Raw genomic sequence first — 14555 nt, 5'->3', positions numbered from 1 at the left:
CCTCTTATATCACGAGAATTATTCTACCTGTCCAAAGCTATTATTTTTCCAAGTGTTTCAGCTTATCTGATTTTCCATCCCACTCTGTTGCATCGGGCAGGGGATCTTTCTTTTCAGAAATATTTGGCCATTTCTCTGCGAGTTCTGCATTTAATTCGATAAACTGTTTTTGGTCGGAAGGCAAATCATCTTCTTCAAAAATGGCTTCTGCAGGACACTCCGGTTCGCACAGTGCACAATCAATGCATTCATCGGGATGGATGACCAGAAAATTTGGACCTTCATAAAAGCAATCAACCGGACAGACTTCTACGCAGTCTGTATATTTGCACTTGATACAATTTTCAGTAACGACAAATGCCATAATGTTACTCCATAGTTCTTAGCTGTTCTTGCCACTGATAAACCAATTCCAGTGACTCTTTAGGGCTCAAAGCATCAACATCAATGGCTTTAATGGATTCAAATATTTGCTCTTTGTGAGCTGAAACCAATGATGTTTTTAACTCTTCAACGGGTGTCTTATGCATGTTGTGAACACTTGAGCTGCTCTCGAGCTGTTTTAATTGATGGCGAGCTGCTTCGATTACTGATGTCGGCAGACCCGCCAGTTTTCCGACCTGAATACCAAAGCTTTGTGAAGCCGGTCCAGTATGAATCGTATGATCCAAAATAAGTTGCTCTTGATATTCTTGGGCACCGAAATGGCAATTGGTCGCGTCTTCAAATTGTTCTGCAAACTCGGTCATTTCAAAATAGTGGGTTGCGAATAACGTAAAGGCTTGAATGGATTGATGAATGTGCTCGGCTATTGCCCAAGCGAGAGACAGTCCATCAAAGGTACTGGTGCCTCGACCTATTTCATCCAATAAAACCAAGCTGTTGGGTGTCGCATTTTTTAAAATATAGGCCGTTTCAGTCATTTCTACCATAAAAGTTGATCGACCCGATGCAAGATCATCCGATGCGCCAATCCGGGTAAAAATACGATCGATCGGCCCAAGCGTCGCTGCTTGGGCTGGGACAAAACTTCCAACATTAGCCAATAGAACGATTAACGCCGTTTGGCGCATGTAAGTTGATTTACCACCCATGTTTGGACCGGTGACTATTTGAGTACGTTGGTCTTTATTGATATTTGTATCATTCGCTATAAAAGGCTCGACCGTATGCTCGACAACAGGATGTCGGCCTTCTGTTATCGAGATAATTTTCTCATCAACAAACTTTGGACGGCAGTAATTGTGCGCTGATGCGGTTTCAGCAAATGATTGTAAAACATCAATTTGCGCAACGGCTTTAGCTGTGGAGTGAATTTGTTTTACATCGGGCTGAATTGACTCAATTAAGTCGGTGTAAATTTGCTTCTCAAGCGACAAAGATTTTGATTTCGCGGTTAATACTTTTTCTTCGTATTCTTTGAGTTCAGGGGTTATAAAACGCTCGACGTTTTTTAGTGTTTGTCGTCGTACAAAACGGTCGGGAGCTTGTCCACTTTGAGCTCGAGAAATCTCAATATAAAATCCGTGAACTTTATTAAAGCCGACTTTCAAAGTCGAAATACCGGTTTCTGCTTTTTCACGCTCCTCCAACGCAATTAAAAAGTTATCGGCATTGGAAGCAAGTTCTCGTAAATGATCGAGCTCTTTGTTAAATCCGGTTGCAATAACACCACCGTCGCGTACGGTTACTGGAGGATTATCCACAACGGCTCTACTGAGCAATTGTTTTAATTGTGATTGATCTTGTATCTCTGACGTTATTCGATTGATCGAATCATTTTTTGAATCATCGAGAGAGGATTTTAACTGATCAACGAAATTTAAACTGTCTTTTAATCGCACTAAATCTCTAGGGCGAGCAGAACCCAGCGCAATCCTTGTTGCGATTCGCTCTATGTCAGAAATGGATTTTAAAGACAGCCGAATATCGGCTGTTCCGTTATTGAGAAATGCGTCGACAACCTCTTGGCGTTCGATTACTTGATGTTTTTCAGCCAGAGGTTGGTGTAACCACTGTTTAAGCAATCGTTTTCCCATAACGTTGCAAGTTTTGTCAATCACCGAAAAGAGAGTATGACTGTCGCCGCCTTGTAAATTTTGGGTGATCTCGAGGTTTTTACGCGTCGCTGCGTCAAGGCGAATACAATTTTGATTATAGAATGGAATCAGTTGTTTTATGTGCGGTAAGGTACCACGCTGAGTTTCTTCGGCGTATTGTAAAACTGCTCCTGCAGCACCAATGGCTTCATTAAAACTGTCACAACCAAATGTTGCTAAAGATTCTACATCCAATTTCTTGCACAAACTTTGGCGATTTTCATCGATGGCAAAATAATAGTCAGGCAATTGGCGTAAGCACGAATGTTGAATGTCAAATTTGCTTTTTTCTGAAATGAGAAGCTCAACTGGCTGAAGTCGATTCAGTTCACTTAACAGTTCGTCACTGGATGCGTATTCACCAACCCAAAATTGTCCTCCAGCAAGATCGAGCCAGGACATACCGAAGGTTTTCTTTCCAATGTGGATTGCGCCGAGTAATTGTATCGACTCATTGGCTAATAATGATTCGTCACTGACAGTGCCTGGCGTTAATATGCGAACAACTTTTCGTTCAACAGGACCTTTACTCGTGGCAGGATCACCTATTTGTTCACAAATAGCGACGGATTCACCCAGTTTTAAAAGTCGAGATAAATAATTATCAACGGCGTGGTACGGAACACCTGCCATGGGAATCGGTTCACCGGCTGACTGTCCGCGTTTGGTCAAGGTTATATCGAGTAAATCGGCAGCATGAATTGCGTCGTTAAAAAATAGTTCGTAAAAATCACCCATACGATAAAATAACAGCTGATCTGGATGAGCTGCTTTAATCGACAAGTATTGTCGCATCATGGGTGTATGAGACTTTAAGTCGTCTAAGATAGAATGGCTGTTTGATTTCATGTTGCGAATTGTACTGAACACAATGCCATGAAACCAGTAAAACTCTTTAAAATAAACAGGATGGCGAAATGCTAAACAATCTTACCGAATTGGTGACATTAATTGCAGAACATTGTGAAAAAAATAATCACATGATTGCCACGGCCGAGTCTTGTACTGGAGGACTGATCGCTAAAACGTTAACTGATTTTGCGGGCAGTTCTGGTTGGTTCGATTCAGGATTTATTACGTACAGTAATCGAGCAAAACATATAATGCTCGGAGTTGATATCGATATCATAGAATCTCAAGGCGCAGTATCACAATCTGTAGTGGAGGCTATGTGTCGTGGCGCTATCTTGAATTCTACTGCGACGCTAGCTGTTGCTGTCAGTGGCGTTGCTGGGCCGGGCGGAGGTAGCGCTGAAAAGCCTGTCGGGACCGTGTGGGTTGGTTGGCAAAGAAAAAATGAGGAACCCAATACTCGTTGTTATCATTTTTCTGGCGATCGAGCCGCGGTTCGCGAGCAAACGTTACTAACGGCACTCAATTTGTACATTGAAATGGCAAAATTTCCTGTTGAAAAGGACTAGTCATTTGAGTAGTTATATGAAATAATCATTTTCAGTTGTTAGAGTGCGTTATGTGAGCATTGTCGAAGTGTGTTTTTGACAACGAAGCGACTTTATTTTGATATTGAGAAAGATATCTGAAAAGATAGCGGTATCAATAAGTAATTGCGTTTTGTGGTTAATTTTAACCAGTTTGAATGACTCATGGTGTATTGCTAACCGACATCGCTTTTGTGGATGTTTTGGAAGTTAAAATTAGTTTTTTATTTTGTCAAAGCAATCATGTTTAAGTTGATGTCATATTGTTCGATACCAAAACAAATCAAACAAGTCTGGAGATGAAAATGGACGATAGCAAACAGAAAGCCCTTGGTGCCGCGTTATCGCAAATTGAGCGACAATTTGGAAAAGGTTCCATCATGCGGATGGGCGATTCGCAAGCAGGACGCGATATAGATGTTATATCCTCAGGCTCACTTGGGTTAGACCTCGCGTTAGGCGTTGGCGGTTTCCCCAAAGGGCGAATTGTTGAGATTTATGGACCTGAGTCATCAGGTAAAACAACCATTGCTTTGCAAGCCGTTGCCAACTGCCAAAAGACTGGTGGTACAGCGGCTTTTGTTGATGCGGAGCACGCATTAGATCCGGTTTACGCCGAGCGTTTAGGTGTCAATTTGGACGACTTACTCGTTTCTCAACCTGATACCGGTGAGCAAGCGTTAGAAATTACCGATATGCTGGTTCGTTCGAGCGCTGTTGATGTGATTGTTGTCGATTCGGTGGCTGCATTGACGCCGAAAGCGGAAATAGAAGGGGAGATGGGCGATTCTCACATGGGATTACAAGCTCGATTGATGTCGCAAGCTCTGCGTAAATTGACAGCTAACATTCAGCGAGCGAATTGCACGGTTATCTTTATAAACCAGATTCGTATGAAAATAGGGGTTATGTTTGGTAATCCTGAAACGACGACGGGGGGTAATGCTTTAAAATTCTATTCCTCAGTACGATTGGACATTCGCCGTACAGGCTCAATAAAACAAGGCGATGAAGTCGTTGGTAATGAAACTCGCGTAAAAGTTGTTAAGAACAAGGTAGCACCTCCTTTCCGTCAAGCGGAATTCCAAATTATGTATGGACAAGGGAGTTCTCTTGAAGGCGAAATCTTGGATTTAGGGGTTAAAGAGGGAATCGTTGATAAGTCTGGTGCTTGGTACAGTTACAATGGTGATCGTATCGGTCAGGGCAAAATGAACGTGATTAATTTCTTAAAGGAAAATCAAGAGATCTCGCAAGAAATCGAAAAAATATTGCGAGCTAAATTACTTCCTGGTTCTGAGGCCAAACAAGAGGCAGTAGAAACTGAAGAAGCGTAACTCTTCCTCCCAATCTAATGAAATCTCGGCGCGTGAAAAGGCAATTAGTTTGCTCGCGCGTCGTGAGCACTCCAGAAAAGAACTTCACCAAAAACTTCTCCAAAAAGGATTTGCAGAATCTGATATCATCGAAGATCTCGATGCCTTAGAAAACAAAGGCTGGTTAAGTGATTTTCGATTTACCGAAAGCTGGATTCGACATAGAATTCAGGGCGGTTATGGTCCGTATCGAATCCAACAAGAGTTAAATGCGAAAGGAGTTGGCCAAGAAATAATCAATGAGAAGCTCGATGAGGTTGAGCTCAATTGGTTCGATTTGGCACGACAGGTCTGGCGGAAGAAATATTCCAGACTTCCAGAAAGCTGGGAAGACAAAGCGAAGCAAATTCGATTCTTGCAGTACCGTGGATTTTATACGGAAGATATTGAAACGATGTTTAATACAATTAAAGAACAACAGGGTGAATCATGAGCTTCATGACGAGCAACGAATTAAGAGAAACATTTTTAAAATTTTTTGAAGACAAAGGGCATCGCCGCGTAGCCAGCGCGTCATTAATACCTGCCAATGATCCCACCTTATTGTTTGTTAATGCTGGAATGGTTCCATTTAAAGATTGTTTTTTAGGAACCGATAAACGCGATTATGTAAGAGCGACTTCGGCGCAACGTTGTGTCAGAGCTGGCGGTAAACATAATGACTTAGAGAATGTCGGTTATACCGCGAGGCATCATACTTTTTTTGAAATGTTAGGTAATTTTAGTTTTGGGGATTACTCAAAGCGCGAAGCCATTAAATTTGCTTGGGAATTTTTAACTGAAAAGCTTGGATTGCCGGAAGAAAAGCTTTGGGTGACTGTTTTTCACGAAGACCAAGAAGCCGAAGATATTTGGTTTAATGAAATGGGAATTAATCAGGAGCGGTTTTCCCGATTAGGTGAAGCCGATAACTATTGGTCGATGGGTGATACTGGACCTTGTGGACCCTGTTCCGAGATTTTTTACGATCATGGTCCTGATGTTGCTGGAGGCCCTCCAGGTTCTCCCGATGAAGATGGGGACCGTTATATTGAAATCTGGAACCTCGTTTTCATGCAATTTAATCGCGATAAAGACGGTACTATGACACCTCTGCCCAAACCTTCTGTTGATACAGGTATGGGATTAGAACGAATGGCGGCTGTGATGCAAAAGGTTCACAGTAATTATGAAATCGATCTTTTTAGTGATTTAATTAAGAGTATTGCGAAAATTCTGAACGTCGGTGATTTAAACAATAAGTCATTGCGCGTTATTGCTGATCATATTCGCTCAACGGCATTTCTAATTATTGATGGTGTCGTGCCTAGTAATGAAGGTCGAGGTTATGTATTGCGTCGAATTATGCGTCGAGCGATCCGTCATGGTCATAAGTTAGGCGCAACGGACGCTTTCTTTTACCAGGTAGTCGCCGCTTTAGTTAAGCAAATGGGTGATGCATACCCAGAGTTGAAAGAAAAGTCAGCGCATATCGAGTCGACGATCCAACGAGAAGAAGAGCAATTTGCCCGAACCCTTGATAAAGGAATGAAAATTTTAGCGCAGTCTCTTGAGGATATGAGCGGAACGGTTATTTCTGGTGAGGTTGTATTCACCTTGTACGATACCTATGGTTTCCCCGATGATCTTACTGCTGATATCGCTCGTGAGAAAGGCTTAACAATCGATCAAGAAGGTTTTGATCGATTGATGAAAAAACAAAAAGAAACTTCAAAAGCTGCTGGCAAATTTGGTGTTGATTACAATGAATCACTTAACATTGACACTCAAACCGAATTTTTAGGATATGACCGTTTCGAGTCGGAAGCAAAAGTCGTTTATCTATTTAAAGACAACGATGCCGTCGAGCAATTAGAAAAAGGCGAAACTGGCGTTGTGATTACTGAAAAAACAGCTTTTTATGCCGAAGGCGGCGGTCAAGTCGGCGATAAAGGAATCTTGATTGTAGGTGATAGCAAGGCTGCGGTCTTCGACACCGTAAAAGTAAATAATGCGTTTGCTCATAAGGTTAAGGTGCTAGAAGGACGATTGGCCCAATCGGATTCTGTGCAACTAATAGTCGATGAGGATAAGCGGTCCGCGACCGCAGTACACCATTCGGCAACTCACTTATTGCACTCCGCTTTGCGAGAGGTGTTAGGCAACCATGTTACGCAAAAAGGTTCGTATGTTGATCATGAGAGGCTTCGGTTCGATTTTGCTCATCCTGAAGCTGTATCTAGTGACGAACTTGCTTTAATTGAAAAGCGTGTCAACGATGAAATTCGTAAAAATCACGCCGTGTCTGCTGAAGTGATGCCAATGGATAAAGCAAAAGAACGTGGTGCATTGGCTCTATTTGGTGAAAAGTATGGTGATGACGTTCGTGTGTTAACCATGGGTGATTATTCGACAGAACTATGTGGTGGTACACATGTTTCGCGTACGGGTGATATTGGTAGCTTTAAAATTATTCAAGAGTCAGGCATTGCATCTGGCGTACGACGAATTGAAGCCTTAGCAGGCAGGGCTGCTGTTAAGTTTTCGCAACAGCAGATGGCGCTTATTCAACAATTAGCGCATCAAGTTAAATCTGAACCTGCTAAAGTGTCAGAAAAAGTTGAACAGCTTTTGCATAAAACAAAAGAACTCGAAAAGCAGCTAGAAAAGCTGAATGGTAAGTTAGCCTCTAATCGAGGAACAGAATTAGTCGCTAATGCTAAAGACGTAAAAGGGATTAAGGTCATAGCTGAAGAGCTAACCGGTGTTGATGGCAAATCGCTTAGAGATTTAATGGACCAAATTAAAAATAAAGTGGGGAGTGGCGTCGTTGTTCTCGGTGTTGAAAGCAAAGGAAAGGCTTCTCTGATTGCGGGAGTGACAAAAGATCTTACTGACAAAATTAAAGCTGGAGATTTGGTTAAACACGCGGCTGAGTTTGTTGGCGGAAAGGGTGGTGGTCGTCCTGATATGGCGCAAGCGGGTGGACCAAACCCCGAAAAGCTCGGCCAAGCGATCAGCTCTGTTGTTCCATTTATTGAGCAGTCTATTAACTAAATAATAGTCTGCGAAATTCTTGAAAATAATAGGTTACTTTAAGAGATTAAAGTAACCTATTGATATCTATTCTTTTTCCTAGTCTAATAGTACCTTGCTTCAGCTGTTTTTGAGATATCGAAATAAAGCTTCGATAGGCTATACTTATTGGCGTTCTTCGACCGAAAGTGAATTTTCGATGTTTATATTACGATTGACTTTTGGGGCCTCGTAAAATTAAATAAATTATAGAGGCCGACAAGAAATCTAAAACAAAATCAGCAACGTACAGCTACAAATAGTAAACAATGAGAATAGTTGCTGCTATAATGCGCGCCTCATATCAAGTGCTGAAATTATGCCCTGTCAGGGAATGGGGCAAATAAAGGAGATTTAGGATGCTTATTTTAACACGTCGTGTTGGCGAGACATTAATGATTGGTGATGAAGTAACCGTCACAGTGTTAGGTGTGAAAGGTAATCAAGTTCGGATTGGTGTCAACGCGCCGAAAGAAGTTTCTGTTCATCGTGAAGAGATTTATTTACGCATTCAACGTGAAAAAGAAATGTCAGGTAATTCAACAGAATAACTTTAAGATAATGCTTGCAATTTAAATTCATTAAGGTAACATTTGCCGCCGCTGACGAGGAGAGATGGCCGAGCGGCTGAAGGCGCTCCCCTGCTAAGGGAGTATACGGTTTATCCCGTATCGAGGGTTCGAATCCCTCTCTCTCCGCCACTTTATTGAAATAAATTAAATGACTTTTGTTCAATTAAAAATTTCAATTTAAGGCGTTAAATTGCAAGCTATTTTGTTATCGAATTAAAGTTGACAAGCTAAGATCAGATACGCATAATAGCGCACCCTCAGAGAGGGCGAGTTGCAAGACTCACTTCGCGCACGTAGCTCAGCTGGATAGAGTACCTGGCTACGAACCAGGCGGTCGGAGGTTCGAATCCTTCCGTGCGCGCCATATCCAAGGCTAGTTTGCAGTTAGTGTAAACTAGCCTTTTTTAATTTTCCCAAAAGAATTCCCAAAAAACTTATCACTTAGTACTCTCAGTGCGTTTTGTTTTTCTTAAATAAACTGCCTTAGCACTTTCCGATTTATGGCCCGACTCTTGTGTCTTATGATCATCGATACCTTTCGCTTTAAGTTCGTGAACTGAGAACGGTTTAAATTCTTTTTTTAATTTTTTGCATTTTTTCATGAGTCGTTGCCAGGCACTATCAAATGCATTTTTTTTAATCGGGTTACCAAACTGATCGTGAATGAGAAAAGAATTTTTTTCGATATAGATTATTTTTGAACGTGCATCTTGTTTGTTGCTGTACTCAATGGCTGCATTAAATCCTTGTTTTAAAAAATCTGACCAAAGAGTAACCTCAGGTAAGCTGCCTTTCGATCGATAAATAAAAATTCCTTCATCATTTATGTCGTTCATTCGAATACCCGAACAGATGGTTTCGTTGTTTATATTTTGAGTACGACTTATTTCGCTGATTCTCGCGCGACAACAGTACGCAATTATCATCATGGGATATAGATATGTTTTTAGCTCTTTCGCGACGCTCAGGGCAAAATAGAAACGTTCATCGCTCACGTATTCTTTTGTTGTGACTTTTGAAAACTGTTTAACACCTTGGCATGGATTTTTTGAACATATATCACGCGCATATCCCCAAGAATATACGGCCGCTAAAAATTGCAGACGATGATTCGCGGCTATCGGTGTGTCAGACATTTTATCCATCAGCTTAGTTAATACACCAGGTGTTATGGATTCGTACGCGACATCACCAAAAGTATCGCCATTAGTTAATTCTTTATTTTTGAGATATCTTGCGGAAGAAAGATAATCGTCTTTTGTGCGAGGCTTTAAAGCGATAAACGTTTCCGACTGTAGATATTTATCGATCAAGTAGCGTAAAGAATCTGAAGGGCTATCGATGAGCTTTTCATAGGCGACCCATACCCAAGACATAGGATCAGTTTTTCGGATAAGGTTGCCTTCTCTACGAAGTGGAATTTCTTTTCCGAGCTTCCCATCTGAATAGGGGATGTATACCCATCGACCTTTTCGGAAGTAGCAATATTTAGGCGCTTTACTTTTGCTCATCGTAACTGACGACTATTTAAACTCTATGGTCGATTCGTTTGATGATATCAGCGCTTTATTGATTGCTTCGGTAGTTGTTACTACTTTACCTTTTTTGGCTGTCCAGTAAGCAACTCCATGACGCTTCAACCATTTCTCAATGTCTGACACACGACTGTATTGTGTAACTCTTTCAATATCTTCTTGGCTCACTAACATTGTATAGTTTCCGATGATTAATGAATTACGAAACCGTTAAAATCAATTAATTCGAATTTACCGGTTTTGGGATTTTGTCGATAAATTTCATCACAAACAGAATGTTCCAGATGTTCAGTCCAATCTTTGCTGTTTACCCAACCAAAAAAATGCGTGTGTAGTCTAAAGCCATTTTTGTCATACACGATTTGTTTCAACATTTTCATCGCCTCTTTTAATGTTCACACTTGGTACTTCGTATACCTTTAGTTGTGAATTACATTGGAAAGATGTTGGAGCGCATGGTACTTCGATTGATAATCTGAATTATTCAATGTTTAATATCCATTCAATAGAACTAAAAACCGAATTTACCCGCGTATATTAATCTCCAAACTCGCCTTTAAGGAGAATATATACCCTATGGTTCTACTGTAGTACCGTAGGTACTTGAAAGTCAAGATTTGCGAGAGTACTATTTGTTGTCAACAATGATGAATGAATTTGATATAACTACCCTGTGAGGCCTTCTCCACACTAAAACAGGCATTAACAAAACAATAAAAGGGTATATCTCAATGTTTCTTTCATTCTTTACTTGGATAATGCTGCAGTTTAATTTTTCGGAATCGGAAGCTTTAGTTTACTGTGAAAACAACCCTGACATTTGCCAGACACAGCCAATTGATGAGTCGCCACAAATGATATTGGGTGGCGGTTCGGGAAATACTCCTCCTGATGGAGATAAAGATGGCGGCGGCGGCGTTGGAGAAACCGGTGAGTCCGGAGATTCAAACAATGGGAGCTGAGATTGTTAGCTGAAGAAATTTTAAGGATTGATTACGATATTGTGCTAATGGGGTTTATGTTATTTGCAGCATTTTATTATCGCAATAACAAATCAATTTGCTATTTAGCACTTATCTTATTTTCTTTTCATGTATTGTATCGATGTTTGTATGATGCGATATATCATCTTCCGAACGTTCGCGTGACTTGGAATTTGTCATGGATGCTTTTGGATTTTTTGATGTTTAGCGCTGTGGTTTTAAAGAGAAGATTCTGGCCTGATAAGCGAGATTTGTACATTTTAGGCTTATCGTTTGTTTATATGCTAACCCAGGCGATGCAGTTTGTAGATTGGAATTTTTATGGGCATATTGTAATGAGAGATGTTGTGCGATTTACAACTCCAACCATTAATACTTTATTGGTTGTTGTCCTTACTCAAGACCTTCTTAAAAATCTGATTGGAAAGCTGATAAATTTAGCTCTTCGGACTTTTCATTTGCTCCACAAGCACGCTAATAAATCGAATCAGGGAATAACTAGAATATGAATGAATATGTTGGACTATTTATTATTGCGGTAGCCCTTCTAGTGTCCTTTGTGTATTTGACATTCGAAGTTAAAAAGCTTGTCTCTAAACGTTCTCTTTATGATGAGCGAGTTGAGAGTGCAAAAAATCATAATGAAAGATTAGCAATTGGACTGCTAATTGAACTTAAAAATATACTTGAAGAAGAAAGACAAGTTAGTATTGCTGAGTTTGATCGCTCGATGGAGCTTAAAATGGCGAAGCTTAATACTCTTATTCGGATTGAAAATTTTGAGATAGAGTCAGTGATTCAGGAACCAATAAGGTTAACAGACAAAACATTTAGTCTTTAGTATTGTCACTTGTTAACTCGATTTATAATTCTATTTTCTAGGTAGATTTCTCGAATTTTGGAGTTTTATGATTTTGAATAAGACGGAACCTACATATCTTATAGTGATAGGTGTAAGCGTGATCTCTTGGATTATAACTCACATTGTTGATCGAACATTAGAAAAGCCTATTCTAGAATATCGAGTAATTTCAGTTGACTCTGTGAAGGATTTAGTTAGTTGTGAGGACAATTTAAAGCCCAAAGAGGTAGAGGTTACTCGATACATAGTTAAGAATTTGTCAATTAATAAATTACTTGAAAAAGTTTCTTTGATGGTCAGAGCTGATGTTGGAAAAATTTTTAGCGTAAGAATGCGCGCTGTTGAACCTGCAGTATCTGCTGACACACCTGAAAAATGTTATTTGACACATGCCGAATTTTATAACATGAAGTTTCATCCAGGAGCTGCTTTTTTATTAGATATTCAAGCTAGTACAGGTGCAAAATTATCTTTAAGACTGCAAGAAAGCTCGACTCCAATTAATTTAACCAAAACAAATTATGAAACATGTATAGTAAAATATGAAACAGAAATTTTACTAACTATTTTTATCATTCTGTCTTTATTATTACTATTGCATTTTTTTTTGAAAAGTGAGGGTTCTAAAAAAGAGGACAAAGAAGATGCTTAGAAACATAGGCGTTATTGTATTCGCTCTTTTCTCTATAGATATTTATTCCGAAGAACAAATTGTGCAAGTACTAGATGACTCTGGGAAAGGAGTAAAAAGCAAAATCTTTGTTTTATTGGGTAATGATAACGAACCAAAAGGTATCACAGATGACTCTGGAAATCTGGCGCTAAGCAACCTCTGCCAGCCTGGGGAATTGGTTGAAGCTGAGCCTATTAACTCTCTTTATTACAAGGGAACTTCAGACTGTAGTAGTAGAAGTAAAAATACCATTGTTAAGGTTACTTCAAAATCATTTGCTGATAATTTGATTAATAATGCAATTAATTTGGAAGAAAAAGGGCAATATGGTACTGCCGCACTGGGTTATACCGAGTTTGCTTATCGGATGGATAAAATAGATTCAGAAAAAGCTAGTAGCGCTCGTGTTAGTGCTTATTTATCCTTTGCGAAGTCTTTGAACGTAACTGATGAAGATGCAGTTATACAATTTGATCCGCAACAAAATGCAACTGTACTCACTAAGTTTTTTGTTGATAAAGTTAAACTATATCAATCAGAAAACGGATTACCCCAAACCGGAAAGTTAGATTTTGTAACACTTGAAAATCAGGCTGAAAAGTCGCTTTTTTCGATATTAATGAAAAGAATAGAAGAATAACATTCAGTTTATTTAAAATGATTATCTTTAGTAAAAAAACTTGGTTTACTTAGCGGGGTTAAAGCCCCATTTTTAATATTTTAAAAACATCTTCTTTATCTTTTGCTCCTTCTTTGTAAGCATACAAAGCCATTCTAGCTAAGTCGAGAGGAGAGATATGTCTAAATAATTCGATTTTAACTTTGTCATCAATGTTTGGGTTCGAAGTAACTCCTGCATCAATAGCTAATTGAAATGCCATGGAAATACTTGCAAGATCTTTATCGCTTAATCCGTGAAGAGACTTTACTTTTAGCCAGTCAGGTGAATTCTCGCCAGTTAATATCCAGTCATTAGAAACGTTCAATACATCTGCAAAAACTGACGTATCAAAACGTTGGGTTACTCCCGTTTCAATTTTACTAATAGCTTTTTGGCTCAAGCCGGTTTTTTCTGCAAGCTCGGACTGTTTCATTTTAAGTTGATTACGGGCTATGCGAACTCTAGAACCTGGATGCATTAACTAAACCTCAATGCCAAACTTTTGATGAAAATAAAATGGTTTAAACATAGTACTAAAAGTATACCCTTCTTCGTAAGAATATATTCTCGAATTGAAATTTTCATAGTACTTACAGGTGAATATACCACTAAAAGTACTACGGGACCAATTGATTAAATTCTCAAAGTACTTATAATGGTTCTACGGTAGAACCTAAAGGAGAATATATACCTGTGAGCACTGTCGAGCGGTGTATTCTTTTATCTGGTGGAACTCAATCTTGTTTAGCAAAAAAATTGAATATTTCTCAAAAGTCGATAAGCAAGTTTAAATCAGAAGGGTGCTTTCCTCCAAAGCATTATCCCAGATTATTAGAGCTATTTGATCATAGTTTAACTGAGCAAGAGTTATTGTACGATTTTTATCAAGCGCAAAAGAAAAAACAAAACAAACAAAAAACTAAATAGGTGGCGTCATGAGTGCAAAAGCAACCTTTTGGGCGCGAGAAGTAGGGCGGCTATTAGAGCTAACCGCAGCGCAACGTTCGGTGTTACGTGAATTAGCCGATTGTCATAATCAAGAGACTGGACAGTGCAATCCCTCAGTGGCACACATTGCGGAGTATTCCGGTTTAAATCGTAAAACGGTGATGGCGGGAATTGCTGAATTAGAGCAACACCGTTTGATATCCGTGGTGAAAAGAAAAGGCGTTCGCACGAATTATAAATTTAATTTTTTACGCTATAAAATTTCGACGAGTCCCAAAAACGGTACCACTCATTTTAAGGCATCGCTGCAGCCCGCTGATAGCAAGGCCAAAAGCAGTCCCGAAAACGGTACC

General features: G+C 39.7%; 18 protein-coding genes and 2 tRNA genes. 14 read left to right on the top strand and 6 right to left on the bottom strand.

What is annotated here, in order from left to right:
• Positions 1 to 40: 40 nt before the first annotated feature.
• Positions 41 to 364 carry a ferredoxin FdxA gene (gene fdxA, locus FAX86_RS21350; protein ID WP_144395533.1) on the bottom strand — a complete coding sequence of 108 codons (324 nt, stop codon included), beginning with the start codon at positions 362 to 364 and terminating at the stop codon, positions 41 to 43.
• A gap of 4 nt (positions 365 to 368) precedes the next feature.
• Complete coding sequence (mutS, locus tag FAX86_RS21345; protein ID WP_144395532.1) at positions 369 to 2948, bottom strand: DNA mismatch repair protein MutS; 2580 nt, start codon at positions 2946 to 2948, stop codon at positions 369 to 371.
• Positions 2949 to 3016: 68 nt separating this feature from the next.
• Between mutS and FAX86_RS21340 the strand changes: the two genes are divergently transcribed.
• From FAX86_RS21340 to FAX86_RS21310, 7 genes are all read left to right on the top strand, one after another.
• Complete coding sequence (locus FAX86_RS21340; protein WP_144395531.1) at positions 3017 to 3520, top strand: CinA family protein; 504 nt, start codon at positions 3017 to 3019, stop codon at positions 3518 to 3520.
• A gap of 323 nt (positions 3521 to 3843) precedes the next feature.
• A complete protein-coding gene (recA, locus tag FAX86_RS21335; protein ID WP_144395530.1) occupies positions 3844 to 4875 on the top strand; it encodes a recombinase RecA in 1032 nt (343 codons plus the stop codon).
• Positions 4862 to 5347, top strand: a complete 486-nt coding sequence (recX, locus tag FAX86_RS21330) for a recombination regulator RecX (protein WP_144395529.1) — start codon at positions 4862 to 4864, stop codon at positions 5345 to 5347. Before recA ends, recX begins: the two co-directional genes overlap by 14 nt.
• A 5-nt stretch (positions 5348 to 5352) precedes the next feature.
• Positions 5353 to 7950, top strand: coding sequence for an alanine--tRNA ligase (gene alaS, locus FAX86_RS21325; protein WP_205859282.1), 2598 nt, complete (start codon positions 5353 to 5355; stop codon positions 7948 to 7950).
• 377 nt (positions 7951 to 8327) lie between these two features.
• Positions 8328 to 8519, top strand: coding sequence for a carbon storage regulator CsrA (gene csrA, locus FAX86_RS21320; protein WP_144395527.1), 192 nt, complete (start codon positions 8328 to 8330; stop codon positions 8517 to 8519).
• 58 nt (positions 8520 to 8577) lie between these two features.
• A tRNA-Ser gene (locus FAX86_RS21315) sits at positions 8578 to 8669 on the top strand.
• Between the two features lie 158 nt (positions 8670 to 8827).
• A tRNA-Arg gene (locus FAX86_RS21310) sits at positions 8828 to 8904 on the top strand.
• Between the two features lie 73 nt (positions 8905 to 8977).
• Here FAX86_RS21310 and FAX86_RS21305 read toward each other — a convergent pair.
• From FAX86_RS21305 to FAX86_RS21295, 3 genes are read right to left on the bottom strand one after another with little or no spacing between them, the layout of a single operon-like run.
• Positions 8978 to 10051, bottom strand: a complete 1074-nt coding sequence (locus FAX86_RS21305) for a site-specific integrase (protein WP_144395526.1) — start codon at positions 10049 to 10051, stop codon at positions 8978 to 8980.
• 12 nt (positions 10052 to 10063) lie between these two features.
• The gene (locus FAX86_RS21300) at positions 10064 to 10249 is read right to left on the bottom strand and encodes a DUF4224 domain-containing protein (RefSeq protein WP_144395525.1); all 186 of its coding nucleotides are present in this window, start codon (positions 10247 to 10249) and stop codon (positions 10064 to 10066) included.
• A 17-nt stretch (positions 10250 to 10266) separates the two neighbouring features.
• Entirely contained in the window at positions 10267 to 10449 is a 183-nt protein-coding gene (locus tag FAX86_RS21295; protein WP_144395524.1) for a hypothetical protein, read from the bottom strand.
• Positions 10450 to 10806: 357 nt separating this feature from the next.
• Here FAX86_RS21295 and FAX86_RS21290 point away from each other — a divergent pair, with 357 nt between their 5' ends.
• The 5 genes from FAX86_RS21290 to FAX86_RS21270 all read left to right on the top strand — a co-directional run bounded on the left by FAX86_RS21290 (position 10807) and on the right by FAX86_RS21270 (position 13233).
• Positions 10807 to 11037: a hypothetical protein gene (locus tag FAX86_RS21290; RefSeq protein ID WP_144395523.1), complete on the top strand. Its 231-nt coding sequence runs from the start codon at positions 10807 to 10809 to the stop codon at positions 11035 to 11037.
• 2 nt (positions 11038 to 11039) lie between these two features.
• Complete coding sequence (locus FAX86_RS21285) at positions 11040 to 11567, top strand: hypothetical protein (RefSeq protein WP_144395522.1); 528 nt, start codon at positions 11040 to 11042, stop codon at positions 11565 to 11567.
• A complete protein-coding gene (locus FAX86_RS21280; RefSeq protein ID WP_144395521.1) occupies positions 11564 to 11899 on the top strand; it encodes a hypothetical protein in 336 nt (111 codons plus the stop codon). The genes FAX86_RS21285 and FAX86_RS21280 overlap by 4 nt, the downstream gene beginning before the upstream one ends.
• 73 nt (positions 11900 to 11972) lie before the next feature.
• Positions 11973 to 12572 carry a hypothetical protein gene (locus FAX86_RS21275; protein ID WP_144395520.1) on the top strand — a complete coding sequence of 200 codons (600 nt, stop codon included), beginning with the start codon at positions 11973 to 11975 and terminating at the stop codon, positions 12570 to 12572.
• Entirely contained in the window at positions 12565 to 13233 is a 669-nt protein-coding gene (locus FAX86_RS21270; RefSeq protein ID WP_144395519.1) for a peptidoglycan-binding domain-containing protein, read from the top strand. Before FAX86_RS21275 ends, FAX86_RS21270 begins: the two co-directional genes overlap by 8 nt.
• A gap of 58 nt (positions 13234 to 13291) precedes the next feature.
• Here the strand turns inward: FAX86_RS21270 and FAX86_RS21265 are convergent, their stop codons facing one another.
• The gene (locus FAX86_RS21265; protein WP_144395518.1) at positions 13292 to 13732 is read right to left on the bottom strand and encodes a helix-turn-helix domain-containing protein; all 441 of its coding nucleotides are present in this window, start codon (positions 13730 to 13732) and stop codon (positions 13292 to 13294) included.
• Between the two features lie 215 nt (positions 13733 to 13947).
• Between FAX86_RS21265 and FAX86_RS21260 the strand changes: the two genes are divergently transcribed.
• Positions 13948 to 14181: a helix-turn-helix domain-containing protein gene (locus FAX86_RS21260; RefSeq protein ID WP_144395517.1), complete on the top strand. Its 234-nt coding sequence runs from the start codon at positions 13948 to 13950 to the stop codon at positions 14179 to 14181.
• Positions 14182 to 14189: 8 nt separating this feature from the next.
• Positions 14190 to 14555: helix-turn-helix domain-containing protein (locus FAX86_RS21255; protein ID WP_144395516.1), on the top strand; the 366-nt coding region annotated here is incomplete at its 3' end.

Origin of the sequence: Pleionea sediminis (assembly GCF_007570825.1) — a bacterium.
GTDB lineage: Bacteria > Pseudomonadota > Gammaproteobacteria > Enterobacterales > Kangiellaceae > Pleionea > Pleionea sediminis.
This window is presented reverse-complemented; position numbering and strand designations above follow the sequence as displayed.